The 26,900-nt window shown below is 36.4% G+C and carries 29 protein-coding genes and 1 other annotated feature; of the genes, 1 reads left to right on the top strand and 28 read right to left on the bottom strand.

Features of this window, described 5'->3' with window-relative positions; genetic code table 11:
- The first annotated feature begins 281 nt into the window (after positions 1-281).
- The gene (locus tag BN1242_RS10560; RefSeq protein WP_062355516.1) at positions 282-902 is read left to right on the top strand and encodes an FMN-dependent NADH-azoreductase; all 621 of its coding nucleotides are present in this window, start codon (positions 282-284) and stop codon (positions 900-902) included.
- A gap of 139 nt (positions 903-1,041) precedes the next feature.
- Here the strand turns inward: BN1242_RS10560 and BN1242_RS10555 are convergent, their stop codons facing one another.
- From BN1242_RS10555 to BN1242_RS10420, 28 genes are all read right to left on the bottom strand, one after another.
- The gene (locus BN1242_RS10555; protein ID WP_062355513.1) at positions 1,042-1,584 is read right to left on the bottom strand and encodes a BofC C-terminal domain-containing protein; all 543 of its coding nucleotides are present in this window, start codon (positions 1,582-1,584) and stop codon (positions 1,042-1,044) included.
- A 202-nt stretch (positions 1,585-1,786) separates the two neighbouring features.
- Positions 1,787-2,527: an NAD(+) synthase gene (gene nadE, locus BN1242_RS10550; protein ID WP_062356987.1), complete on the bottom strand. Its 741-nt coding sequence runs from the start codon at positions 2,525-2,527 to the stop codon at positions 1,787-1,789.
- A 37-nt stretch (positions 2,528-2,564) separates the two neighbouring features.
- Positions 2,565-3,551, bottom strand: coding sequence for a phosphotransferase (locus BN1242_RS10545; protein ID WP_062355508.1), 987 nt, complete (start codon positions 3,549-3,551; stop codon positions 2,565-2,567).
- Positions 3,541-5,121 (bottom strand): SafA/ExsA family spore coat assembly protein, encoded by a 1,581-nt coding sequence (gene safA, locus BN1242_RS10540; protein WP_062355505.1) that lies wholly within the window; start codon positions 5,119-5,121, stop codon positions 3,541-3,543. The genes BN1242_RS10545 and safA overlap by 11 nt, the downstream gene beginning before the upstream one ends.
- 247 nt (positions 5,122-5,368) lie before the next feature.
- Positions 5,369-6,652, bottom strand: coding sequence for a GTPase ObgE (gene obgE, locus BN1242_RS10535; protein WP_062355502.1), 1,284 nt, complete (start codon positions 6,650-6,652; stop codon positions 5,369-5,371).
- Positions 6,653-6,670: 18 nt separating this feature from the next.
- The gene (locus BN1242_RS10530; RefSeq protein WP_062355498.1) at positions 6,671-7,216 is read right to left on the bottom strand and encodes a Spo0B C-terminal domain-containing protein; all 546 of its coding nucleotides are present in this window, start codon (positions 7,214-7,216) and stop codon (positions 6,671-6,673) included.
- Between the two features lie 199 nt (positions 7,217-7,415).
- A complete protein-coding gene (gene rpmA, locus BN1242_RS10525; RefSeq protein ID WP_062355494.1) occupies positions 7,416-7,706 on the bottom strand; it encodes a 50S ribosomal protein L27 in 291 nt (96 codons plus the stop codon).
- Between the two features lie 15 nt (positions 7,707-7,721).
- On the bottom strand, positions 7,722-8,054 hold the full coding sequence (locus BN1242_RS10520; RefSeq protein ID WP_062355491.1) for a ribosomal-processing cysteine protease Prp: 333 nt from the start codon (positions 8,052-8,054) through the stop codon (positions 7,722-7,724).
- An 11-nt stretch (positions 8,055-8,065) separates the two neighbouring features.
- Positions 8,066-8,374 carry a 50S ribosomal protein L21 gene (gene rplU / locus BN1242_RS10515; RefSeq protein WP_062355488.1) on the bottom strand — a complete coding sequence of 103 codons (309 nt, stop codon included), beginning with the start codon at positions 8,372-8,374 and terminating at the stop codon, positions 8,066-8,068.
- Positions 8,375-8,387: 13 nt separating this feature from the next.
- Positions 8,388-8,469: a sequence feature (ribosomal protein L21 leader region), on the bottom strand.
- 178 nt (positions 8,470-8,647) lie between these two features.
- Positions 8,648-9,499 (bottom strand): M50 family metallopeptidase, encoded by an 852-nt coding sequence (locus BN1242_RS10510; RefSeq protein WP_062355486.1) that lies wholly within the window; start codon positions 9,497-9,499, stop codon positions 8,648-8,650.
- Positions 9,492-10,262: a M23 family metallopeptidase gene (locus BN1242_RS10505; protein ID WP_062355481.1), complete on the bottom strand. Its 771-nt coding sequence runs from the start codon at positions 10,260-10,262 to the stop codon at positions 9,492-9,494. The genes BN1242_RS10510 and BN1242_RS10505 overlap by 8 nt, the downstream gene beginning before the upstream one ends.
- A gap of 122 nt (positions 10,263-10,384) precedes the next feature.
- Positions 10,385-11,188, bottom strand: a complete 804-nt coding sequence (minD, locus tag BN1242_RS10500) for a septum site-determining protein MinD (RefSeq protein ID WP_062355478.1) — start codon at positions 11,186-11,188, stop codon at positions 10,385-10,387.
- 2 nt (positions 11,189-11,190) lie between these two features.
- A complete protein-coding gene (gene minC, locus BN1242_RS10495) occupies positions 11,191-11,868 on the bottom strand; it encodes a septum site-determining protein MinC (RefSeq protein ID WP_062355476.1) in 678 nt (225 codons plus the stop codon).
- A 153-nt stretch (positions 11,869-12,021) separates the two neighbouring features.
- A complete protein-coding gene (mreD, locus tag BN1242_RS10490; RefSeq protein WP_062355473.1) occupies positions 12,022-12,558 on the bottom strand; it encodes a rod shape-determining protein MreD in 537 nt (178 codons plus the stop codon).
- A complete protein-coding gene (mreC, locus tag BN1242_RS10485; protein ID WP_062355470.1) occupies positions 12,555-13,427 on the bottom strand; it encodes a rod shape-determining protein MreC in 873 nt (290 codons plus the stop codon). Before mreC ends, mreD begins: the two co-directional genes overlap by 4 nt.
- A gap of 16 nt (positions 13,428-13,443) precedes the next feature.
- Positions 13,444-14,460 carry a rod shape-determining protein gene (locus tag BN1242_RS10480; protein WP_062355467.1) on the bottom strand — a complete coding sequence of 339 codons (1,017 nt, stop codon included), beginning with the start codon at positions 14,458-14,460 and terminating at the stop codon, positions 13,444-13,446.
- A gap of 375 nt (positions 14,461-14,835) precedes the next feature.
- Positions 14,836-15,525, bottom strand: coding sequence for a RadC family protein (gene radC / locus BN1242_RS10475; RefSeq protein ID WP_062355462.1), 690 nt, complete (start codon positions 15,523-15,525; stop codon positions 14,836-14,838).
- A gap of 131 nt (positions 15,526-15,656) precedes the next feature.
- Positions 15,657-16,226, bottom strand: a complete 570-nt coding sequence (locus BN1242_RS10470) for a Maf family protein (protein ID WP_062355459.1) — start codon at positions 16,224-16,226, stop codon at positions 15,657-15,659.
- Between the two features lie 188 nt (positions 16,227-16,414).
- The gene (locus BN1242_RS10465) at positions 16,415-17,398 is read right to left on the bottom strand and encodes an SPOR domain-containing protein (RefSeq protein WP_062355449.1); all 984 of its coding nucleotides are present in this window, start codon (positions 17,396-17,398) and stop codon (positions 16,415-16,417) included.
- A 336-nt stretch (positions 17,399-17,734) separates the two neighbouring features.
- Positions 17,735-18,490 (bottom strand): prepilin peptidase, encoded by a 756-nt coding sequence (locus tag BN1242_RS10460; RefSeq protein ID WP_062355445.1) that lies wholly within the window; start codon positions 18,488-18,490, stop codon positions 17,735-17,737.
- A gap of 22 nt (positions 18,491-18,512) precedes the next feature.
- Positions 18,513-19,253 carry a hypothetical protein gene (locus BN1242_RS10455; RefSeq protein WP_062355442.1) on the bottom strand — a complete coding sequence of 247 codons (741 nt, stop codon included), beginning with the start codon at positions 19,251-19,253 and terminating at the stop codon, positions 18,513-18,515.
- On the bottom strand, positions 19,246-19,839 hold the full coding sequence (locus BN1242_RS10450) for a PilN domain-containing protein (protein ID WP_062355439.1): 594 nt from the start codon (positions 19,837-19,839) through the stop codon (positions 19,246-19,248). Before BN1242_RS10450 ends, BN1242_RS10455 begins: the two co-directional genes overlap by 8 nt.
- Entirely contained in the window at positions 19,840-20,829 is a 990-nt protein-coding gene (gene pilM, locus BN1242_RS10445; RefSeq protein ID WP_062355436.1) for a type IV pilus biogenesis protein PilM, read from the bottom strand. It lies immediately after the preceding gene.
- A 42-nt stretch (positions 20,830-20,871) separates the two neighbouring features.
- Complete coding sequence (locus BN1242_RS10440) at positions 20,872-21,285, bottom strand: prepilin-type N-terminal cleavage/methylation domain-containing protein (RefSeq protein WP_062355433.1); 414 nt, start codon at positions 21,283-21,285, stop codon at positions 20,872-20,874.
- Positions 21,286-21,411: 126 nt separating this feature from the next.
- The gene (locus BN1242_RS10435) at positions 21,412-22,620 is read right to left on the bottom strand and encodes a type II secretion system F family protein (protein ID WP_062355430.1); all 1,209 of its coding nucleotides are present in this window, start codon (positions 22,618-22,620) and stop codon (positions 21,412-21,414) included.
- Complete coding sequence (locus tag BN1242_RS10430; protein WP_062355427.1) at positions 22,607-23,656, bottom strand: type IV pilus twitching motility protein PilT; 1,050 nt, start codon at positions 23,654-23,656, stop codon at positions 22,607-22,609. Before BN1242_RS10430 ends, BN1242_RS10435 begins: the two co-directional genes overlap by 14 nt.
- Before the next feature lie 12 nt (positions 23,657-23,668).
- Positions 23,669-25,324 carry a GspE/PulE family protein gene (locus BN1242_RS10425; protein ID WP_203226057.1) on the bottom strand — a complete coding sequence of 552 codons (1,656 nt, stop codon included), beginning with the start codon at positions 25,322-25,324 and terminating at the stop codon, positions 23,669-23,671.
- 20 nt (positions 25,325-25,344) lie between these two features.
- Positions 25,345-26,667, bottom strand: coding sequence for a G5 domain-containing protein (locus BN1242_RS10420; protein ID WP_062355420.1), 1,323 nt, complete (start codon positions 26,665-26,667; stop codon positions 25,345-25,347).
- Positions 26,668-26,900 lie beyond the last annotated feature (233 nt).

Below are 26,900 nucleotides of genomic sequence, written 5' to 3'. Positions count from 1 at the left end.
TGTACTACATTTTACCATATATATAAACAAATGTTCTAATTTTATTTCGGAAAGCAGGCAGTCTTTTCCTAAAATATGTGAACATAACTCTTTTATAGTGTGCCATTTTATGGTAAAATATTTTCTGTTTCTATTAAAGAGTCAAAATCCATTATAACTCAATTGTTAATTTCGGTAAAACTAAGCCATTATGCCGTAGCTTTTTAAATAATTTTTTCTTCTCAGGAAAAAATAATATCAATAACGTCGTAAGGAAAACAATAAAGAAAGAGGGAATATGAATGGCAAATATTTTAATTGTAAAAGCCCATCCTTTCAGTGAAGATGTTTCACGTTCCATGAAAGTGACGAACGCTTTTATCGAATCATATAAAGAACATCATCCGGAAGATAAAGTGGAAGAATTAAACCTTTACGATATTTCGTTACCAGAGATTGATCGTGACTTACTTAATGCATGGAGTTCCTTGCAGAGCGGGCAACCTTTTTACGCATTGACACCTGCTCAACAGCATAAAGTAACACTATTTGATTCCTTTACGGACAGTTTTTTAGCGAGTGAAAAAGTTGTAATCGCAAATCCTTTATGGAATTTAAGTGTTCCGACTCGTTTAAAGGCATGGTTAGATACAATTACAGTTGCAGGGAAAACTTTCAAATATACAGACCATGGCTCTATCGGTTTATTAACAGGGAAGAAGGTACTCCACATTCAGGCAAATGGTGGAATGTATAGTGGAAAAGATCCAGCTAGTCAATATGTAAAAACATTATTTAATTTCCTTGGCGTAGAAGATTTCCATCAGTTGTTTGTTGAAGGAATGGATCACCAACCAGAACGTGCTGCAGAAATTGTCTCAGAAGCAATTCAACAAGCAATGGAAATGGCAAAAAGCTTTTAATAGTTGTTAAACTCATTTATGCGGGCTAACTCCCCCTTCATCGGGTGGGCTAGCCCGGTTTTCATTAAGTACAATCTAATCAGACCATATATCCTCGCTATAGACTGGCTTTTTTCCGGCACGCTTTCAGGCACATAAGTTATTGAGCAAGTTTTCTGCTATATGGCTTGTATGTTTCTAATACGTCATGAAACTCGTCTTTCGTCCGAATCGGGATACCTTTTAATAACCTTTCTTGGAGCTTACTTTCTAATTTATGCATTTCTATTTGAAAAAAAGATTGAATGATATTTTTGTCATCTGGTTTTCCATTAAAAATAGATAATGCCCCATCATCCGATAACCCAAAATAGCCATTAGCTTTTAATAACGGAGAAATATCATCGACAGATTTTTTTAGTACAATTCGATCGCCATTCATTTCCACTAACTGCCAATCTTTATACCTTTCTTTTAAAACAGGAAATGGCATATCTTTTTCAATTACAATTTCCTCACCAATTTCACCGTCTAAATAATACGTTTGTAAGACTACCGTCATTTGTTGCTGTTTCACTTCAATATTATTAAAACTTTCATTTGTCGCAAGAACGCCTTTATTTTCTGTATTAGAGAAAAATATATTAAACATAGCGAAAAGGACAAATAGACCCATCAAACTTACTCTCAAGATTAAATTCATAATCTCCCTCTTTTCCAATCGTTTTATTCTAATCATATTTTTTCCATCTCGTGAAAAATTAACCCATCGATTTTAAAGGACTTTCTTAAAAAAAGCACATTTCAAAAAAAAACCCAAGAATGCTGTTATAAAAATAAAAACATTCTTGGTTAAAATTTCGAATTAAAACTATTTTTTTCAGCCCTTTTAGGAGGGAGAATCTTTATATTTTTGGCGGATGTGCTGCGATATGCCGTTTATGTTCGGATACTCGGTGAAGCCGTTCGATAATTTGCTGATCCCGTTTCGGTATTTGTTCACCTTTAAGAAAATTATCAATCATCTCATAAGTTGTACCCATTTCTCCTTCATCTGTCTGACCTTCCCAAAGCCCTGCACTTGGAGCTTTATTAATTATTTCGTCTGGGACACCAACAATTTTGGCAATTTCTCTAACTTCCCCCTTAGTAAAATGAACAAGTGGTACTAAATCGACACCACCATCACCGTATTTAGTAAAGTAACCTGTAAACCATTCCGCAGCATTGTCAGTCCCAACGACCAAGTAGTTATAATTATTTGCTATCGTATATAAGGTGGACATTCTTAATCTTGCTCTTAAATTAGCATCACTCATTTTTTCATTATTTTCTTTCCAGTCACCAATTTCATTTACTTTTCCCTTCACTTGAGAAAATAGTTCTTCATGAGTCTTTGTTAAATCAATCGTTACATGATTAATTCCACACGCTTGAACAACTGTTAATGCATCTTCCACATCTTTCGCATCACTTTTACATGGCAAAATGACTCCGAGTGAATTTTCTGGAAATGCTTTCTTTAATAAAAATGCGACAACAGCGGAATCAATGCCCCCACTAACTCCAACTAATGCACCATTAACATGGGCGTTTTTAGCTTGATCTTGTAACCAAGTGATAATTTTTTCAATTCTTTCCTTCATATCCATTGAATTGACTTCCTTTCCAACAAGTTCAAATTTATGATAACATATTGCGAATTCTATTGAAAACATACTGTTGCCCTGGAAATCTTGAAAGTGCAAGCTTTACTCCATATGTTAACCATTTTTCATGATGATATTTTCCGAGGCGAATTAGTTGATTCCATTCGCGAATAATCTCATTTGGAAAAGTTAAAGCCGATAGAAACCAGCGATTTTCTTTATATTTTTCATAAACTTTATGAGTAAATAATTGATCGAGATTCCAATTCATAAACGAAATTGTGCGCAACGCATATTGTACATAATCATAAACAGGGTATGCATAGGCTGTTAAATCGAAATCAATTAAATAAAGACGATTATTCACTGCCCGTAAAAAATTATGATGAGCGACATCACCATGGATAATCGCATGTTCTTCCAAAGTTCTTTCCCGCTTATTATCCCCCATCTGCAGTAATGCCCATTGACTCCAGTAAGTAATTTCACGAAAGTACTCGAGTGGGATATAATTGGTAATGATTTTTTCCTGAGAAAGAAAAAAATCAAGCCTTTTATACCATCTTTCCTCTAAATTTAACTTTGGAAAAATAGTTAGCTGATCATTCGTTAACATGCCAGCAAATTTTCTTGATTCCTTATGAAAATGATTTAGTAAGTTTAAACCAGAAATTCGATCGTTTTCCTTATCAAACGTAAATACTTGTTCATGTTTCGGTAAATACTGCAAAATTGCATAATAGGAATTTTGCTCCCGAAAAAGATAATCATTTCTTTGCATAAAAGTGTATGTCGGGAAACCATTTAACACTAGATAATCCGTTAATAGTTTTTGTTTTTTTAGTTTGTTGTATGTAGGGAATTTTTTAATTACTAAAGGGTGTTCATCATTTATGAAATTGATGAGATAGACTTTGTCGTTGATTTTTTTCAAACTTTTTAGTGGAAAGTTGAAACAATCGGTAAGGTGAAAAAAGAGACGATCAAGTTGATGATCGTCTCTGTTGTAATTAATAGTCATCACTGCTTTCCTCATCCAATAAATCTTCTCTCATCGGCTGTTGGAAACCAGTTTGTGGGTAGTTATATGGGGAAGTCATACCCCAAGGTGAACTTGGAAACCCACTAAATGGACTAGCTCCTGACATCGGTCCAAATGATCCAGGCATCGTTGGTTGCATCATTGGTGGCATGCCTGTCATTCCACCGTAAGTTGGTTGGGAACTAGAACATCCACAATCTTGTTCTCCCATCGGCATCATTCCTGTTTGTGGCGTCCATTGTGTTGCAAATTGTGGTGGCTGTACCATTGGTCCCATTTGTTGCCCCAACGGCATATTTTGGTAATACATTTGTCCTTGAGGGTTATACATACCTTGTTCTGGACTCCAAGACATATTCATTTCTCCTGTTTCAGGTGATTCGTCCATATCTGGATATGTTTGCCCATATTGGCTAAATGGTGGGACCGCCATCCCTGCAGGATTTGAATTCATCATTTGCCCTGTTTGTGGAAATGGATTTCCCATTGTCATTGGCATTTGCCCCATCGTTGGTGACATTTGCCCCATATCATCACCATTTGTCATATTATCCATAGAATCCATTGGCATCGACATTTGTTGCATATTTCCCATCATGTCCATCGGCATCGACATTTGTTGCATATTTCCCATTGTGTCCATTGGCATCGACATTTGTTGCATATTTCCCATTGTGTCCATTGGCATCGACATTTGTTGCATATTTCCCATTGTGTCCATTGGCATTTGCTGTGGCATTAATTGATTGGATTGAATAAGCGTCGGACTGATCATCCCTATTTGCATTGGTTGCTGTTCCATTGTTTGTTCTGGCTGTACTGTTGGCATCGGTTGTTGCGGTTGTTCTATCGGCCCTACCATTCCACCTGCTTGTGGCATCGTTTGACTGAATGGTGGGAAATAATTCGGCATACTTAATGGAACTATTGGCATTGAACATGGGTGAATTGGAAAGCACGGCAAGCCTGAACCAGGTAGTACGGGACTAATTGGAACACATGGTGAATGGTACATTGGCATCATCATCGGATGCTGTGCAGGCTGTTGTACCGAAATTGGAATGTCCATTGGCGATTCAGGACTTTCCGGGCTTTCCTCTTCTATTTGTTGTGGCTGTATTTGTTGAACCGGATGTTGATCAATGTTCATCTTTGCCATATTCACCATATAATAATTATTAACATCAATTTCTGGGATGATTGGTTGAGGTATTTTAGGAACGTATATTGGTTTTGGTACTTCTTTAATTACTTCTTTCGGTGGTTGCATGATTGGTTGTTCTTTTTGTACTGGGATTTCCATTGGCTTTTCTTGAGCAAAAGGATGTTCAGCTAATGGCATTTCCTTCATCGGCATTTCTTTTTTATAAATAGGTTGTTCTTTCTTTATCGTTCCAGATGATGTCGGAATTTTTATTTTCATACCGGGCATTAACATATCTGGATTCGATAACTGTGTATTCGCGCTTTTTAATTGTTCGAAATTAACCCCATATTTTTGGGCAATTTTCCACAGTGTATCTCCTTTTTGGACGATATGGATCTTCACTCTTTTTTCCCCTCCTGTGCACTTGTCGATATATTGTATGACAATATGCATAAAATGCTAACCATTCCCCGTAAAAACTTATGATAAACTTTTACAAAATATGATGATATGTAGCATGTATAGTAGATGATAAGGAAGATAGGTATCAATAAATTACTGTTTTCGCTGTCGTAAGCACTTTTTTAGAAAAAATAAGAAAAATGCCTAGCTCCCTTTGCATCAATACGGAAGTTAGGCAATTTGCATGTTAATCAATAAATTCGAATTCGTATTCCATTAATCTTACTGTGTCACCGTCTTTTGCACCTCGTTCTCTCAGTGCATCATCAACACCCATGCTACGGAGCTGACGAGCAAAGCGTCGGACCGATTCATCTCTACTAAAGTCTGTCATTTTAAAGAGGCGTTCGATTTTTTCACCACTCAAAACAAACGCTCCATCCGGGTCTCTAGTAATCGTAAATGGTACTTCTTCTTTTTCATGTTTATAAACGACTCGGAATTCCTCTTCCTCTTCATGACTTAGTAAGAATGATGGAGTTTCTTCTAATAAGTCAGCAATAGCAAAAAGGAGTTCTCTAATTCCTTGACGAGTAGCAGCAGAAATAGGATAGATAGGAATATCCTCTTGTAATTTTTCTTTAAACTTTTGCAAATTTTCCGCTGCATCAGGCATGTCCATTTTATTTGCAGCAATAATCATCGGTCTTTCCGTCAAACGTAAATTGTATTGCGCTAGCTCATTATTGATGGTCACAAAATCATCATACGGATCTCTTCCTTCAAGGGCAGACATATCGATTACATGCACGATGACACGAGTTCGCTCAATATGGCGTAAAAATTGTAACCCAAGTCCTGCTCCTTGATGAGCACCTTCAATTAATCCAGGCAAATCGGCCATTACAAAACTACGTTGATCTTCTGAAACAACGACTCCGAGATTCGGAACAATTGTTGTAAAATGATAATCAGCAATTTTCGGCTTAGCAGCGGAAACAGAAGCAAGTAACGTTGATTTCCCTACACTAGGAAAACCGACTAAACCAACATCAGCGAGCAGTTTTAATTCTAAAACGACATAACGCTCTTGCCCTGGTTCCCCTTTCTCAGAAATTTCCGGAGCTGGATTAGCTGGTGTAGCAAAGCGAGTATTCCCTCTTCCGCCACGCCCACCTTTTACGATAACTGCTCGTTGCCCATGACGTACAAGATCAGCAATTACTTCATTCGTATCTTCATCCCGCACTACCGTTCCAGGCGGCACTTTAATGATTAAGTCTTCGGCATTTTTTCCGTGCATATTTTTCGACATACCGTTCTCGCCTTTTTTTGCTTTAAAATGGCGTTGATAGCGAAAGTCCATTAATGTGCGCAAACCTTCATCCACCTGGAAAATGATATCTGCCCCTTTACCTCCATCACCACCAGCTGGGCCACCTTTTGGCACATATTTTTCCCGACGAAAGGCGACCATGCCATCGCCGCCATCCCCACTTTTTAAATAAATTTTCACCTGATCGACAAACATTTGAATTTATTGCTCCTTTCATCCATATGATGAATCTGTATGTTTCATAGTTAAAATGACATGAAAACCATTTTCCTCCAATAATTGGACGGTAAAAGAATAATCGTTGTCTTCTTTCGTAATAAATTCCTGCACTTTACTTACATCCGTTATCATTCCAGTAAAATGGAACGACAAACAAAAACGATTAGTAGTCTCTATTTGTAAATGAAGCCAATTCTCTCCTTCAAATGAAACAACTTTGTGGAGAATAGTTGTGAAATGAAAAAAGATTTCCGATATTTTACTATCCATTTCTTCGGTCAATTTCTTGTCACCTGTAACAGTATAGGTAAGTCCAATTGGGTTTGAATTCCAGTTATATGTAAGTACCAATGTTGCAAACTTTGGAGCGTTTATGTTAGAAACTCTCGCTTCCATTTCACTATCTTGAACGATTTTATCAATAATTTCTTCCACTCTTTGTAAGTTTCCTATGGACATATACCCTTTAATTAGTTGGATTTTATTCAGCCAATCATGACGTGAATGTCTTAATATGTCTACCGTATTCCATTCCTTCATCAGCTTTCCCCTCAAAACTATTTTTTATCGTTTCCCCTCATAAAAAATATACCAAACATATAAAAAATCACTAGACAGACGAAAAAAACATGCAACAATAGTATAACATACAATCATTTTCAGCAAAAAGAGGTCTTATGTCCTCTATTGGTCATTGCAATAAAAAAACTCTAACCAACGTGGCTAGAGTTTTGTTTTATTATGCTTCTTTAGCTACAGGATAAACACTAACTTTTTTCTTGTCACGGCCTAAACGTTCGAAACGTACTACACCATCACATTTAGCAAAAAGTGTGTCATCTCCACCGCGACCTACGTTTTCACCAGGGAAAATTTTAGTACCGCGTTGACGATAAAGGATAGATCCGCCAGTAACGAATTGACCATCCGCACGTTTTGCACCAAGGCGTTTGGCAATCGAGTCACGACCGTTTTTCGTAGAACCTACACCTTTTTTAGACGCGAAAAATTGAAGATCTAATCTTAACATGTTTTCCACCTCCTACTATTTGAAGGTTATTTTTATATAATCACTATAGTCTCTTTCAATTGTTTGTAGTGATACGAGCATCCCTTGGAGGAGAAGCTGTACTTTCGCAAATGTTTCTCCTTGCAATTGATTTGGCACCATCCAATGAAGGTATCCGCCTTCACCGCCCTGCTCAACTTCAAGAGTAAGTCCGGCAATTGCTTCTATTGCATTTAGCATACCAAATGTTACCGCTGAAACACCAGCACAAACAATATCTGAACCTCTTTTTGCAAAATTAGCATGACCTTCTACGGTAAACCCACGAATTGTATCGGTTTCCGTTTCATAAATTGTCACTTTAATCATTGCAATTCGCCTTAACCTTGAATTTTTTCAATAGTTACTTTAGTATATGGTTGGCGATGACCTTGTTTTTTATGATAATTCTTTTTAGGTTTGTATTTAAAAACAATAATCTTTTTGTTACGGCCATGTTTTTCAACTTTAGCAGTAACAGTTGCTCCTTCTACGAATGGAGTACCAACTTTTACGTTTTCACCACCAACGAAAAGAACTTTGTCAAAAGTTACTGTTTCGCCTTGAGCAGCGTCTAATTTCTCAACATAAATAGTTTGGCCTTCTTCAACTTTTAATTGTTTTCCACCTGTTTCAATAATTGCGTACATCTACTGCACCTCCTCTTAGTCTAAGACTCGCCATTTGCAGGTGTTTTACTCTATAGTAAAAACTTAAAACCTGTTATGAGCGGTTGTAGCACGGGTGCTACAAACAATAACATATGAATACTATCATATTCCTGTTAAAAAAGTCAATAGCTCGGTAAAAGATTTTTCTCTAGCTTTTCATATATCGACCGTTTCATTAGTGGCAAAATAAAAATAGAGCTGTAAAAGGATTCGTCTTTTCTCAAACAGATAGGGGAAATCTGCTGACTAACATTAAAACAGCTCTTTCATTGATATCACGTATGACTTTTTATCAAAAAATGTTTGTAATAATTGCTTTTCATTAATCTGTTTTTCTTGGTTTTCCCTTGTCCGCAAACGAATGAAATGCTCTCTTCCACGGAAAAATTGATGGAATACGGTCATTACCGAATCATTTTCATGAACGGTAATAATTGTCCCTTTCTTTTTATTATCGGAAAACTGCCGCTCCATTAAAAATCGCATAAAAACAAAATGACGATTTTTCCATTCCTTTCTTAAGGAGAGAAATAAAAAAATCACGATGACCCAACTATTTAAATGGAATGGCATAATCTTTAAAACTGCCAGGACGAAACAGCATAAGCAAATGAAAGAGGTGATAATTGCCTTTTTTAGTGCTTCAACAAACGGAAAAATATGAGAATAAAATAAATAAATTAATTTTCCGCCATCTAATGGCAAAATCGGCAAACAATTAAATAAAAAAATCATGACGTTGTATTCTACAAATACAGTATAGGTCGTTTCCGTAATGAGTGAGGCGCTTTCTAACAATTTTGCTATCATTATTAGGAAAAGATGCTGAATTGGTCCTGCGATAGTGACGATTAGTTCTTCTTTTACCGGACGATTCCCGTGCTCATCTAACTCAAGCACACCGCCAAACGGCAGTAAAATGATTTTGCGAATTCGCCAAGAAAAAGAAAAAGCAGCTACAGCATGGCCTAATTCATGGATGAATACGATAATAAAAAGCATAAGTAAATCATAAAATCGCGCGGTAACAATGGCCATTGCCGCAACTAGCCAAAAAAATGGATGAATATGAATATTTTTAAGAAATAACATCAGTTTACTCAAATTTTATCACCTGAATTGGATCGATAAATTGCTCGTCTTTCTTTATCGCAAAATAAAACTGACCGGTAAATTCATCTTCTGATGGCGAAACAATTCCTAACTTTTCACCTGGACTTACTTCTTGATAAACTTTTACATTAATTTCACTTAACTGTCCGTACCATGCTTGACTATTGTCTTTATGCTGAACGATAACGGTTTTCCCAGTCGTTTCCTTCTCTCCAGCGAAAATAATTTTTCCAGATTGAATAGTTTCTACTGGTGCATTAATCACCGTTTGAATGGTAACACCTTGATTATCTTTATCGAAGTTCTCAACAATTTTGGCACTTGCTGGTAACGCGTAACTTCTTTCTTTTTCTTCGGTTAATGGATTTTGTTTTGGAAAAAGTGCTAACGGTTTACCGAAAGTTGATTCATACCAGTCTGCCACCGTTGCAAACTGAAATTCTTTTTCCATCACATTTTTCACTGCAACTCTTGCTGGTTCAAATTTTGCTGACTCATTTTTAAAAAGAATAGCAACAGCTAATACAAGGCATGCAGCAATAAGTATTTTCAAAGCAAATACTTCTTTTCGAAATAACGGATGAATTGGCTCCTCATGATTCGGAACAATAGGTGGTGAATCATTGTTTGTCTTTATTGGCATTTCATATCTCGGAGAAAAATTAGTAGTTTCACCGCTAGTTGGACGCACGGTTAATTTTTGCTTCTTTCTCGCTGCAATTCTTTTCTTAATTTCTTCTCTACGATCTCTCACAACTATCAACCCTTTTTATACAAGCTATTCTTTATACAAGTGTATGACTTGTCCTAAAAATTATGACAAAAAAAAGTTGACTTCCTTCAGTCAACTTTTTGTCTATAATATTATTCTTGTAATTAAGCTCTGACACCGAAAAACTTCTTAATGCGGGTGAACATTCCTTTATGGGTTTCTTCTAAATGCTGAAGCGGTACTGATTCACCAAGTATTCTCCTTGCAATATTACGATAAGCAATGCTTGACTTACTATTTGGATTCAGCGCAATCGGCTCTCCGATATTAGAAGCTTTAATCACTTCATCATCATCAGCGACAATTCCAATTAAATCAATGGCCAGATGTTGAGTAACTTCGTCTACATCGAGCATTTCACCTGTTTTCATCATATGACTGCGAATTCGATTGATTACTAGTTTCGGTGGTTCAATTGGTTCCTGTTCTAGCAATCCGATAATTCGATCTGCATCACGGACGGCAGAAACTTCCGGGGTCGTAACGACAATCGCTTTATCTGCGCCTGCAACCGCATTTTTAAATCCTTGTTCAATACCTGCCGGACAATCGATAATAATATAATCAAATTCCTTCTTTAAACTATCAATTATCGTTTTCATTTGCTTTGGACTAACGGATGTTTTATCACTCGTTTGTGCAGCAGGTAATAAATATAATTTATCATCAAAGCGTTTATCTTTCACTAGTGCTTGATGTAATTTACAACGACCTTTAGCCACATCAACTAAGTCATAAATAATTCGATTTTCTAATCCCATTACAACATCTAAATTACGCAGACCAATATCGGTGTCTACTAAACATACTTTTTTCCCTTGTAACGCTAAAGAAGTGCCGATATTAGCAGATGTAGTTGTTTTACCTACACCGCCTTTACCGGAAGTAATAACAATCGCCTCTCCCACGATTAAAATCCCCCTTCCATAAATCTAGTTAAATTTGGCCGGATTTTATTTAACACTTGAAATCTATCCACAACGATTTGTTTTTCTTGATTAATATAGGCACATTCTACTTCATTTCGATAACGGTCATCTCTATCAGGTGCCCTTGTAATTAATTGAGAAATACGCAATTGTGTCGGTTTCATGATGGAGGCGCAAATAACTGCATCCTCATTTCCTTCATATCCAGCGTGGGCAGTTCCTTTCAAACTTCCGAGAATAAAAATATTGCCTTTAGCACGAACAGTCCCACCAGGATTGACATCACCGATAATAAGCACGTCCCCTGGAAAATGGAGAACTTGTCCAGAACGAACTACTTTATTTATAACAGCTAACTCAGTTTCCCGTTTTAAACGTTCAGCTTCTTCTTTTAAAAGCACGTTCGCATCAATACCAGCAATATTTAAGTTCTTTTTTTTACTTACTATTTTTTTAACTAATTTTCTTTGGCTAGCGGATAAATAGCGATTACCTGTTTGAATCGTTACATCTACTTGATGTTCGTCCTCATCTTTATACGTAAATAAAAGCTTTTCCTCCAACTCTTTTAATAGGTCAGAAAAGGAACATGTATCGTCTAATTGGAGGATTAACCCGTCCTTTGTTCCTTTTATCATAACATTATGTGATTTCACCATGCTTGTCATTCACCTCAACAACAATAAAATTCAACAAAAGGCGGGCATTTTCCTCTTTTTTTCAAAAAAAAACTTTCCATCCTTTGTGCTAATTCGTTATCAGTACAGCAAAAACAGGTAACTTCGTCCATTTCTCATCCTACTCGGATGGAGTTAAGATTGGAACATGCCCTCTTCTTCTTGTTTAATTTTCTTTAATGATAACAGCCATTTTTTTAATAGATAAGATAGAAATAAATAAAAAATAATATTCGCAATTAAGGAAGGATATAATCGGAAATTAATAAACGTATCTATTGAAATATGATTTAAGCCAATTAACAAATATTCTCCATACAGCCCAAATTCTAATACGACCATCGCAATAATCATGACAAATGCCATAATAAATAAATTATTGTGCAATATTTTCATCAATTTTTCTACTAAATAAACAACTAACGGATACCATAATAAGTATATACCATATACTTCCGTAAAAACGATATCCATCACAAGCCCAAATACAAAAGCATAAATCAATGCTAAATTGCGATCATAATAAACGGCCAAAAAAATAAACAAGAAAAATAAAAGCCGTGGAATGATTAACCAATCTTCTGGTAACAGGCCAGGGAAGTAAATATTGTAAATACTTTCGAGTCCAAAAAAAACAACGGATAAGATCGGGATACCCCATTTTTTTCTCATGAGCCATCCACCTTATCTGCCTCATTTTCCGGCTGCTCCATATCCCGTACGACAACGATAACATTTTCAATATTGTAAAAGTTAGCAGCAGGTTTAATATATGCTGTTTGCGTTAGCCCATATTGATCGGCTTCTACTTTTTCTACTTTCCCTAAATATAAGCCTTTCGGAAAAACACCACCGAATCCAGAAGTAATGACATCTTGATCTGCTTCTATTTTTTTATCCGATGGAATTTCTTTTAACAGCAAATATTTCGTCTCATCATCATAACCATCAATTAATCCATACACATCCTCACTACCTTGGATCGTTGCATGAATACGATTCGTCCGGTCGGCTGCCGATAACAGTTGAACATGGGAAGTAATTTTTCCAACACTTTTAATTTTCCCTATCATTCCTTCAGCGGTGATCACAGCCATATTCGTTTCGACACCATGTACCTCGCCTTTATTGATAATAATTGTTTCATTCCACCGTTCCGGATTTCGGGAAATAACAGAAGCGTGAATTGGCGTGTAGGCGGATAAGTCCTTTTCTTTATCCAATAATGCTTGTAACTCTTCATTTTCCTTTTGCAAACGATTTACTTCTACTTTAATTTTTGCATACTCATCCATTCGTGATTTTAATATTTTATTTTCTTCATATGTATTTTTTAAATCTTGGACATTTTCAACAAAGCCCGCAACTAAATTTGCGGGCTTTGCAAAAATATTTTGCACAAAGCCTGCAGTATCTTTAATGAACTGCTCAGGCCATGATATTTGCTCCCTGTCTCGTAACGAAAAACCAATCAATGCCACGAGGATTATAATTCCAACGAGAAGGATGATTAAACGTTTATTCATAAAAAATTGTGGCATGATTTACACCTCTTACTTACCGTGTTGCTTTATTTTTAAATAAATCGATATTGTCAAGCGCTTTTCCGGTACCAATAGCTACACAATCTAGTGGATTTTCAGCAATTAACACTGGCATATTCGTTTCATTACTAATTACTTTATCTAAGTTTCTTAACAATGCTCCTCCACCAGTGAGAACAATTCCCCGATCCATAATGTCTGCAGCAAGTTCCGGCGGTGTTTTTTCTAAAGTCATTTTCACAGCTTCTACTATTGAGTATACCGTATCATGAAGTGCTTGGGAAATTTCTTCTGCTGTAATTTCAATTGTTTTCGGTAGCCCTGTTAATAAGTCTCTTCCACGAATCTCCATATTATCAATTCCATCTGGCAAACCTGCTGAACCAATTTCCATTTTCACAATTTCTGCCGTTCGATCACCAATCATTAAATTATAATTTTTACGAATATATGTAATGATTGCCTCATCCATTTCATCGCCTGCAACACGAATGGATTGGCTCGTTACAATACCGCCTAGTGAAATAATGGCAACTTCTGTTGTACCGCCACCGATATCAACGACCATACTTCCTGTTGGTTCCCAAACAGGTAAGTCTGCCCCAATTGCAGCAGCGAACGGTTCTTCAATCGGATATGCGTCACGTGCACCAGCTTGTCGCGTTGCATCTATAACAGCACGTTCTTCCACAGCGGTAATACCTGATGGTACACATACCATTACGTACGGTTTTCTACCAAAGCCACCTTTTCCTTTTAACGCTTGGTTAATAAAGTATTTCATCATTTTAGCTGTCGTGTCGTAATCGGCAATTACACCATCCTTCATTGGACGAAGTGCTACGACATTTCCAGGTGTCCGACCAATCATATTTTTTGCGTCATTACCGACAGCAACAATTTGTTTTGTATCTGTTTGAAAAGCGACAACAGATGGTTCTCTTGTCACGACTCCTTTTCCTTTTACATAAACGAGTGTATTTGCAGTACCTAAATCAATCCCTAAATCTTTCGTACCTAATCCAAACATGGTAGTATCTCCCTTTCTGATACAATTCTTAAGTCATTCATCGTTGTTATATAGCTTCATACGGTGATGTATATAGCACTCCGTACAATAAGTAGCATTTATATAAGGCCTTTTTCTAAAAACATTTCGTCTCTTCTCGGACACGGTTCTTTATTTGCGAAAATCAAGTTGCAATAAAAGTTTTGAAGAAAACAGCCTTGGTAAAAAGTTTTGTCTAAAATGAGTCTCTCTTCCACTAATTATTATCCATTAAATAAATTACTGCTTTTCTATACTTTTCACAAGACATTTCATTCCTATTTGAGACAAAACATACCAATTACGTCTAAAAATCATAAGTAATATTATATCTTATTGATAAAAAAAATCATAGTACTACAAGTAACCTTTTTCCTTCAAACTAACATATTTTTTCTCACCAATAATAATATGGTCTAAAAGCTCCACACCCATTAATTTCCCGCATTCGACTAACCGTTTCGTTACCGCAATATCTTCACGGCTCGGCTGCGGATCTCCAGAAGGGTGGTTATGGATGCAAATAAATGAAGCGGCAGATCGTTTCACAGCTTCACGAAAAACTTCCCGCGGATGAACGATGGAGGCATTTAGACTACCGATAAAAATGGTTTGTTTATAAAGGATGTGGTTTTTCGTATTTAAATAAAGACAAACAAAATGCTCCTGATTTAAAAAGCGCATTTCTTCCATCATATAATTTGCTGCGTCTTCTGGTGAACGGATAATGTAGCGATTATCAAAAGTAAGATTAGTAATGCGTCTTCCTAATTCAACTGCTGCGAGAATTTGAATGGCTTTAGATTGGCCAATCCCGTCAATTTTTGTGAGTTCTTCAATAGTGGCATCTTTTAACATTCGAAGTCCATCAAATTCTTTAATGAGGTTTTGAGCGAGTTGTAAAACGGACTGTGATTTCGTGCCTGTCCGTAACAATAACGCTAGAAGTTCCTGATTTGAGAGGCTTTCTGGTCCATAATTTTTAAACCTTTCACGTGGACGTTCATCAACAGGATAATCACGGATCATTAAATGATTGCTGATCATTGTCCCCTCCCTTTTAAAGCAACTTCATGTTTTATCGAAAGGTGTTATATATTCAGTTTTTCAAGTCGTCTGTTTTACGGTATTTGTAAAAGCTATCCGTTATAGCAAACCTTCGAATAATCATGCAAAAACTACGAAAAAGAAAAACCAAGTTCCTGTAATGCCCGATACAACTTACCAATAGGCAAACCAACGACTGTGAAAAAATCACCGTTAATAGAACGCACGAGAGTTGCCCCATACCCTTGGATGCCGTAACTTCCTGCTTTATCTAGCGGCTCCCCTGTAGCTACGTAACGGTCGATTTCACTTTCCGATAAATTCCAAAAAGTTACTTCTGTTTTTTCATAAAATTTTTTTACTATTTTCCCGTGAATAATAGCTGTTCCTGTATAGACATAGTGGCTTTTACCAGATAAGTTCATCAGCATTTGTTTTGCTTCTACCTTATTTTTCGGTTTACCGAGAAGTTGATTTTCATACACTACTAGCGTGTCAGCGCCAATCACAAAATGTTCTGGATAGTTTTTTGCAACAGCCTCAGCCTTTTGCTTTGCTAAATTCATTACAATTTGTTCTGGAGAAAGGCTTGCGTCGATTCTTTCCTCTGTATCGCTAACGATAATTTCAAAGGGAATATTTAATCGTTCTAAAAGTTCCTTCCTCCTCGGTGAAGATGAAGCTAATATTAGTCGCGCCATATGAACCACCTTCCTCAGAAATCGTACCAGGGGAGATACTAAGCATATCGTATCAAAATAAAGATAAACACTCAACGACACAATTCTTATTTTTTCGTTACGAAATGATTAAATTCGACAAGGTTTTTGTAATAAAAAATTTTTTAGATGAAAAAATTATTGCAATCTAGGCGATTTTCCATCCTTTCTTAAAGTAAATCATACTGCTCCAAAAATTGGATTAAAGAAGCTTGGGCTTGTAACCAGCTTTCTTGTGAATACCCTTGATTGAATTGCTTTAAATTTTTAATTGTTTGTTGCAATGATTTCCTCATCGCCTCTACTTGCTTATTTTTTATCTCTTTCAACTGATCGATGTCAGCTAAAAGAGGCGAAAGTTTCGATTCTGAAAAAACATATTTCTCGCCTTGTGTATAAGCCATTGTCATTTCTTCTGTTAGTTTGCCAAAAAGTTCTGAGGATAATTCTAAAAAAGCAATTTCATCCTTCGTTAACGATTTTCCTTCTTTATTCATAATGCCTACTTCTTTTGGCCAAAGTTCCACATCCGCAACGATTTCTCGCAATTTCTTCCCTACAGCTAAATCATTGACGACTGCAACAAACACGCGATAACTATCTTCTTCTTGAATGCTAGCAGCGAAAATCCCTTTCTGTTTTAGTTCCGTTTTCAACTTGTCGACAGAATCTAAATTAGAGAAATAGCCTGCTTGTAAAATGACAAAATCTAATTCAGGTAGCGGATGAGTCACACCTGCTTCACTAGGCTTCCCTGTAACAGGTTGTTCTTGTCCAGTAGTTGGTGGTATTTCCGAAGTTGCAGAATCTTTCACCATAATTTTTAATAAAACTAACCCTATTAACACCCCAACAGTAATTGCAGATGCGATTGCCATAATAAGTACTGGAGGATTCGATCTTGTACTACTAGATTTTAAATTTCGCGTATATTTGTTTTTCGTTGAAAGGGTACGAGGCTTTCGATTATGTTTCTTTTTTAAAAGTGTAGACAGTTGTTTATAAGAACTTTCGTTATTCGTCTCCTCACTCGTTGCAGCAACTTCCCGTTTTGCCTGCTGCCAATTATGAATGACTAGATTCTCTTTCAACGGCTTTTCTTCTCCATTAATTTTCACAGTAATTTTATTCGTCTGTTTTGGTTGCTTGTCCATAAAAATCACCTCACATCGGAAGTTTTATTAATACTACCATATTGAAAATAAAAAAGAACAAGACTTTTGTCGTTTTTTTAAAAAAGGTGTTCGTTAAATTTCGACAATAAAAAAGGTGATTGCAGAAGTTCATTCAGAAGTACGTTCACAAAATGGATACAACGATGATATTGGAACGTGTTGCAAGTGATGATTCTTAAAATAAAGGAAAATCATTCGGATAAAGCTTATGAAAGTTAGTTATCAACTTCACGCTTGCTTTAGATGGAAAAACGATCATGAGGGATAAAACTATTTGATAAACAAAAAATCCCTCTACTGTGAGAAGGATAGTTGTTATATAAATAAATTCAAATACCAGTCAATAATAATATGTGCATAGAAATACGAGACGACCGCACTAATGCTTATAAACGGACCGAATGGAATCGGGGTGCCTTTACGGAATTTGCCTAGCAACTTCAAGCCAATTCCATATATTGCGCCAAGAAATGAAGCGAAAAAAAGGGTAAAAAGCACTGGTTTCGTCCCTAATATAACTCCGATTACGAAGAATAATTTAATATCACCGCCACCCATTCCACCACGACTGATAAGCGCAATAATATAAAGAACCGAAAAGCCAATGATACCACCAACGATAGAGTCCCACCACGGATAAAGCGGCTGGAAATAGCGGATGATAATAAAGATAATTAGAAAAATTAATAGCACTTTATCAGGTATGATCATATAAGCTATATCGGAAACAGTAATAATCACTAATAATGAAATGAAGAAAAGGCTAGCAATCAGTTCTATTGAAAAACCTAGTTTGTAAAAAGTAAAAGCAAATAATAAACCAGTAATTGCCTCCATTATTGGATAAAGTGGTGAAATTTTCGTATGACAAGAACGGCATTTTCCTCGTAAAAATAAATAGGAAAAAACCGGAATTAACTCAAACCACGCTAAATCATGTTGACAGTTCGGACAGTGGGAACCAGGATAACTAATCGACTGTTTCTTTGGCACCCTTAAGCCGACCACATTAAAAAAAGATCCAAAAATTAACCCGCATATAAAAAATAGCACGCAGTAAATCTCTATCATTATTTTTTCCTCTTACTATTCGTTATTTAGTTGCTTGTTCATCAAAATAAAAGGTCGTTATCGTTAAAGAAAAGGATATCGTCTCCTCATATTCTTCTGATAATAATTCCTGTTCTGCTGGCTTGGAAAATGTCACTTGCTCGACACGATTAATTCGTTGCAAATTCTCTATTTCTTTCAAAAACTTTTGGAAATGTGCAAAGTCTGGTGATTCCACACTTAAACTAATCGTAAGTAGTTTAACATTTTCTGGTTTATTTATATCATCGGCAAGCTCAGAGACAGGGGCTTCATTTGTTTCTTCCCCATTGCTACTTAAATCACTTTCCCTTCCTTGTTCGTTTGTCTCATCATCTGTTGCTTCCTCGTCAGCTTCTCCAACGTTAGTTGATTCGTCATTTCGGATGAGCTCCTCCGAGTTGGATAATGTTCCGTCATACGTATTAAAAGAAATCGATTGGATTTGACTGCCACTAACTAATTCCACTTCTTGCAATGAAAGCAATATTTCATCAATATTACGAGCAAGAGGCATTTGTCTTTCTAATAACATTGTATTTTCCTCTTGACTGGTGGGCGCTTTTACTAATTGTGCTTCCAGTATGCGAATATCGGTTTCGATTGTTTTTACCTTCGTCTCTGAAATAGATATATCATCATTCAACGGTTTAATCACATAAATATAGACAACACCAAGCAACAAAAATAGAATGGTAGTGATAAAGAGAACTGCTGACTTTTTTTCTTGGATGAAGTTACTCATGATCTTCACCCCCGTCTTCTAACACGAGTGCAGAGCGATTAACACTTAAGCTAAAGGAAACATCGTAGCGTGGAATCGTATCATATTTTTCCTCAGAATCTGCAACCTCTTCAATAGTAAAAGTGGAAATATTATTCACTTTCACATCGGTAAAAAACGGCGAGGCAACAAGGCTTCTCACATAAGTGGCAACAATATCTAATGACTCAAATTGAGTTTGTACACTTAATTGACTACTTCCGTACGAATAAGAACTTAAATAACTATTTTCAGGAAGAAGTGCTAATAATTCTTCCACTAATTTCGAAGTTGGCGCTGTTAACATTTGTGCATAATTAACAGCATCGGCTAAAGTAGCTTTTTCTTCACTATTTTGATTCGTTAATTTCGTTTCTAACGTTGATTTTTCTAATGTTAACGTTTCTATTCGTTGATCCAATACTTGCTTATCTGATTTCGTTTGAAAATATTGGAAAACGATAAATGATAATAATAATGCCCATAAAATAATAAATATTAAGACGATAAGCTGAATAATGGAATTTTCTTTTTCATATTTTGGCAATAAATTAATTTCTGGTAACATTTACTTCCCCCCCTTAAGTGCAAGACCTAATGCCGGGATAAAACAACGTTCTACCTTCTCATGCTTCGTAGGGGAAAGATAGGCATCTAGTTGCATGATTGGCAGTGAAAATTGTTGTTGAATTTTGTCATTAATTATAGTTAGTTGCGGGAAATCACCTAAAATAACAATTTTCGAGACAGTTTGACTCCCTTTATGGATGGAATAGCGGTAAAAATTTAAAATTCTTTCTAGTTCCACCATTTGATCATCAATTAAACCTAAAAATTGTGCCTCATTCCCATCGTATTCCCATGTAAGGCGGTCTTTGTTTTCAATGCCACGCCAATCTTTCACTTGTATATCTAAATCATGGTAACGCAAAAATTCCGGCCGATTATTAGAAAAAATACTAACAATGACGGATGATAAATTAAGTTCGAAAAATAAAATCGCTTCTGTTTCTTCTGGCTTCATTAAGTAATGATAATAACGATACACGCCAAGGGAACGAATATCGGCCACAATTGGTTTTAAACTAGCATCAACGAAAATATCGGTGAATTTCTTGATTTCTTCCTGAGGTACAGCAAATAACAGCCCGTCTCTTTCACTGCCTTCCGCTTCCATTGGCAACGGATACACATCAAAGGACGGATTGTCAAAAGGAAGATACAATGTTTGCCCTAATTCCATATTAAAATGCCCAATAATCTCATTATCTTTTAAATAAGCAGGAAACGTTACTTTTTTCATGATGACGAGGGAATCTGGGACATAAAACCGCACTGCCCGCCGCTTTATACCCCACTGATCCACAACATCACGAATAAAATGATAGAATTCCATCTCTTGGATAATCCGCCCATGCTCAAGCAGACCATGTGGAATGGCCTTTTCCTTCAATGTTTTCACATGTGTCAAATCCCCACCGGAATGATCCACCATCCGTAGGGCATAATCATCAATTACGAGATTGATAGTTTTTTTTGTTGTTAAAATGTTGAGCATGGGTGGGTCCTCCTTAGAAGGTTTATAGAAAGTGTCACATAATTAATTATCTTCACCATTTAGGAATTCTTGTAATTCTCCTTCGGTGACAGAATCTGTATCTTTTTCTTTATCTAAAACTGTAATCGCATCATGACCTTTAATAGACCAGTTAGTACTATCAAAATCTACCGAAGTAAAACCAGAAGTATTACCGATATATCCTGCTAATTCATCATTTGAATATGAGAAATTGTCGCCAGTTCCTTCTACTGGGTCCTGAGCATGTCTTAGCTTCGCAGCAGAAATTATATTTAGTGCCTCCGTTACATCGGCTTTATCCCTTGAATCCCCAATTACATTACCGATAATAGGGATTGCCACTGCTGCAATAATAGCTAAAATTACAATAACAGCTAAAAGTTCAATCAATGTCATACCTTTTTCATTTTTCAGATGTTTTAGATGTTTTCTCATTGTTTTTCCTCCTACATTTTAATTAAAGTTTTTGTGTATATATTTCTTTAAAACTACGTCTTCAAATCTTTTTTATGTGACCACCCCCTAAAAGCTATTAATAGTTTCCTCATTTCATTAAAATATTTATTGTACTTCTGAGAAGATACTAAACATCGGCACCATGATAGATAGAACGACTGTTCCGACGACACCGGCAAGTAGAACAATCATTAACGGTTCGATTAACGACTTTAATGTGTCAACCGTTCGATCTACTTCCGCTTCATAGAAATCGGCCACTTTTGCGAGCATATAATCGAGGGAGCCAGTTTCTTCACCGATGGCGACCATTTGCGTCACTAACGGGGGAATAACCCAACTTTTTTCTAAAGGGGCTGATAACCGTTCCCCTTTTTCCAAACTATCGCGAGAATCTAACACTACCCGTCCGATTACAGGATTGTCTACTACCTTCTCTACAATCGTCAATGCTTGTAAAATTTGCACGGAACTAGAAACTAGGGAAGAAAGGGTGCGTGTCATTCTAGCAATGGCAGATTTTTGTAATAATACACCGAAAATCGGCATTTTCAGCAACGCTACATGGACAGAATAGTGAAACTGCTTATTCGTCTTCATTAAGAAACTAAAAACGGATACAATTGTGGTGATAATGAATAAAATCAGCCACCAATAGTTCTTTAAGCCATCACTTACATTAACGACAAATTGCGTAATAGCAGGCAACTCACTACCGAATTGTTCAAACATGCCAGTAAAAGTCGGAACGATAGACAACATTAGAAAGGATACGACAGCAATGATAATAACTAATAATGTAATCGGATACGCTAAAGTGGATTGAACTTTCTTTTTCAAGTCATATTGTTTTTCAAAATAGCTAGCAAGTCGTTCTAATGTTTCATCAAGGCTTCCGCTCGCTTCACCAGCACGAACCATATTCACGAAGATAGGAGGAAATATTTTATGATGTTTATTAGCCGCATCTGAAAATGGAATCCCGGTCCTTAATTCATCTACAATTGCTTTTAAAACTTTTTTCAAATATTTATCTTCTGTTTGGTCAGCTAAAATTTTCGTTGAGTCTACAATAGACACACCCGCACGAATTAACGTGGCGAATTGCCGGCAATATATAACGAAATGTTGATGTTTAACAGGATTGCCAATCGTTATTTCTTTATAAAAGATCCCTTTCGCTTCGGATATGTCCCGCGGGCTTATTCCATCTTCCCGAAGTTTAGCAATTGCTTGGTTTTTATTAATTGCTTCGAGCGTTCCTTTTTTTAATTGTCCTTTTCGATTACGACCAACGTATTTATAAATAGCCATTCATATCACCCGCATCTATATAAGGCCTAGCTGTTTCATACTCTATTTTTCCTGAATGTAACAACTGTTGGATCGACATTTCCAACGTATGCATCCCTTGGGAACGGCTCGTTTGTAAGACGTTTTGTATTTGATGAATCTTTTCATTGCGAATTAAGTTTGCAATGGAAGGATTATTAATTAACACTTCTGTTGCTACTACCCTTCCATCACCTCTAGCAGTTGGAAATAACCGCTGCGAAATAATTCCTTGAAGGTTACTGGCAACTTGCAAACGAATTTGTCGCTGCTGATGTGGTGAAAAAACATCAATAATCCTATCGATTGTTTGCGCAGCACTGCTCGTATGGAGTGTCGCTAAGACGAGGTGTCCCGTTTCAGCCGCTGTCATCGCTGTTGCAATCGTTTCTAGGTCACGCATTTCACCGACTAATATAATATCAGGGTCTTGCCTTAATGCAGCACGAAGTCCGTTAGCAAAACTTTTCGTATCTGAACCAATTTCCCGTTGATTGACTATCGACTTTTTATGAGAATGGACATATTCAATAGGGTCTTCTAGTGTAATAATATGTTTCGCATAGTTTTGATTAATGTAATCCAACATAGCTGCAAGGGTTGTCGATTTACCAGAACCAGTTGGACCGGTAACTAATATGAGTCCTTTCGGTTTTTCCATTAGTTGCTCTGCAATAGCAGGAAGTCCTAATTGACTTATATTAGGTATTACTGTTGGGATTAATCGAATTGCTATACTAATTGCATTCCTCTGTTTAAAAGCATTTAGACGAAAGCGGGCAATATTAGGTAATTCGTAGTTAAAATCCAATTCTCCAGTCACTTGAAACTGTTCCCAATCTATTCCGATTAGTTCTCGCGCCATTCTTTCCGTGTCACTGGCAGTTAAATTTTCTTCTCCGAAACGATTTAACTCTCCATGTAACCGAAAAACAGGAGGTGAATCAACAATTAAATGGAGGTCAGATGCACCGTCATGATAAGCTTTTTCTAGCAATTGATTTATTTGATAGGTCACATTCCTTCCCCCTTAATCTAATGATGCAACACGCAATACTTCTTCGGTCGTTGTTTGTCCATTAATTACTTTTAACAGTCCATCATCTAGTAAAAATTTCATACCATTTTCTTGTACAAATTGGCGTATTTCTGCTGTAGAGCCACCAGTCATAATTAATTTGCGGATCGCATCATTTATTGGTAAAACTTCTTGAATTGCCATCCTACCTCGGTAACCGGTATTATTACAGCTCGGACAACCACTACCGCGCATAACAGTATGAACTTCTAGCCCTCTTTCTGCAAAAATATCCTTTTCCCGCTCAGTAGCTTCTACTTCTTCACCACAATCTCGGCATACTTTTCGTACTAAACGTTGAGCGATAATGCCTATAACAGAAGACGATATTAAGTAGGACTCAATACCCATATCTATCAGTCTCGTTACACCAGCAACCGCACTATTCGTATGCAAAGTACTTAATACTAAATGTCCTGTTAAAGACGCGCGGATGGCAATTTGAGCTGTTTCCGTATCACGGATTTCTCCAATCATGACTATGTCAGGATCTTGACGTAAAATCGAGCGCAATCCATTAGCAAACGTTAAACCGACATCTTCATTCACTTGAATTTGGTTAACCCCTTCTAGCTGATATTCAACTGGATCTTCGACAGTAATAATATTGACGTCTTCGGAATTCATTTGATTTAACGCTGCATATAGAGTGGAAGACTTACCTGAACCGGTCGGCCCGGTAATCAATACAATTCCGTTCGGTTGTTTCAACATAGTTTGGAATTTTACGAGATTATCATTAGTAAACCCTATCTTCTCGATATTATTGAGTGCATTACTTAAATCGAGAATACGCATAACGACTTTTTCACCAAATATCGTTGGTAAAGTGGAAACTCGAATGTCTACCGGTTTAAAGTTAACCGTCGTTTTAATCCTTCCATCTTGAGGGAGCCTACTTTCTGTGATGTTCAAATTCGCCATAATTTTTATCCGCGCGACGATAATATTTTGCATATGTTTCGGCAACGTTCTTTCTGTTCGTAAAACACCGTCTACCCGGTAACGTACCCGAAATTCCGTTTCTTGTGGGTCAAAATGAATATCACTCGCTCTTTGCGCTAATCCGTTGGCAATTATTTGATTTACTAGCCGAACGACAGGAGAATCTTCATCTGTTACTTTTGCCTCATCTATTGTATCTTTCGGTGAAAACTCACCCATAATTTCTTCCATTGATTCTTGTAAATCATAATACTTCGTAATAGTTCGATATAAATCATCTTTCGTTGCAATTGCTGGTTCCACTTGATAACCAGTCGCCATACGAATTTCTTCAATAGCAAAGTAGTCCATTGGATCAGCCATCGCAACGAAAAGTCGGTTTTTATCTCGACGAATCGGCATAGCGTAATGGCGCTTAGCTAATTCTTTTGGAACGAGTTGAATTAGTTCTTGGTCAATAGGGTATTGGTAAATATTTACATGCGGAATTCCTAATTGGAACTCTAATACTTCAATTAATTGTTGTTCCGTAATAAACCCTTCGCGCAATAGTGCATCCCCTAATTTTTCGTCAGGTGACTTTGTATTTAATGTGTGGGTTAGCTGTTCGGCAGTAATTAAACCTGCTTCTACAAGCAAATCGCCTAGTCGTCTTCTTGCCATTGTTTTCACCTCTTAAATACTTACTTTTGAATATTAGGAGATTCATATATACCGTCATCTATTTCGTTCTCTTCTTGTTCTTTCATAAAATCATTATCTTTAGATGTATCTTCAGATTGGTCGATACGATCATTTCCAGAATCATTATTCTCAACATGTTCATCTGTTGTTGGTTCATCCGAGGCTGGCGGCTCTGAAATTACTTTAACTGCTTTCAATACAACTTCCGGAGTTGGTAAATAAAAGTCTTTGCTCATTAATTCCTTCGTTAACTCTTCTCCATTTTCAGCAACCGCTACTCGATATACTTCCACCCTTTTCCCATTTTTCCCTTCTTGTAATGTTTGCTTGTGTCCAGGAAGGAGATCATTGTTATACCGAGTAATTGTACGGTAATGAACCTCTTCACTATTTTCCATCGTATAATGATATTTCGTTTTTTGTGGAACAGATAACAGGGACATGTATAGATTATTGTCGACTATCTCTGCCTTAATAGTGATTGCATTAGGATTCGGATTTTTTACAATAAAATCTAATAGCTCTTTCTCACTTACTTTCACTTCTATACCAGCTTCAGAATAAGCAGGGATCACTTTTTGGGAATGACGTTCCACTATTTCAACATTCGTTTCTAAAAGCAATGAGTATAGTAACGATGCAACAAAACTTCCATCCTCTTCGTTATAAAAGCTGACATTTTCAGCAACATTGCCTAGGAAGGAGAATTGATTTTCAGAAGAAATTTTCTTGCCGTTTAATTCTTCCACTACCTCGTTCGCAAAAAGGAAGCCTTCTGGAACTTCCCAATAATTTTCAGCTATTACTACTTCTTCATTTGTCTGATCGATTGCTAAAGTGAATTGTTTTTCACCGAGAACGGTTGCAATTCTTACTATTTCTCTTGCTACTTGTTCAACTTCGATATAAGCCGGAAATAAAGAGATTTGCTCTTCTGTAAAGCTAAAATCCGCTATTAAAGGTATATGTACAGGTCCTTTTTTTTGAAAAAAATCATACCAAGGCTTTTTAATTTGGCCTTCTAATTGTTTAATAGTAGATTGAATATCAAATTTTACTTGCTCAGCAGGAATGGTAATTATATCCTCTGCAACTTCAATCACATAGTCATCATAATCTTTCCAGCGTAATACTTGATTAGTAAGTTTATCTTGGGCGTCTGGAATGGTTAAGTTACTTACATCGACTCCTCCGACCGTAGTACCTTTAGGAATGGTCGAAGCAGCACTGACGAAAGCAGTTTTATTAACTGTCGAAAGTGTTCCAAAAATAACAAGCACTAGCAATAAAGTGTATGCAATATTTCTATTAATCTTATACATTCGACAATCCCTGCCTTTAACAATGATTTTTCGCATTTGGTAAAAAAGACTCATTTCCGATAGAAAAAGATAGTATAAATGACTCTTTTTGAGTATGATATAAGTAAGAAAATCCTACATTATTAAAAAAGATTCTTACTGTAATTTTATTATTTATTACAATATAAAGCAATTAATTTTAGTTCTTATTTACTAGTAATATATTCTTTTTTTATTATGGGTATAATGTACTA

Source organism: Bacillus kwashiorkori (assembly GCF_001375515.1).
Lineage (GTDB): Bacteria > Bacillota > Bacilli > Bacillales > Caldibacillaceae > Bacillus_BK > Bacillus_BK kwashiorkori.
The sequence above is the reverse complement of the archived record's forward strand: the minus strand, read 5'-3'. Positions and strand labels throughout refer to the sequence as shown.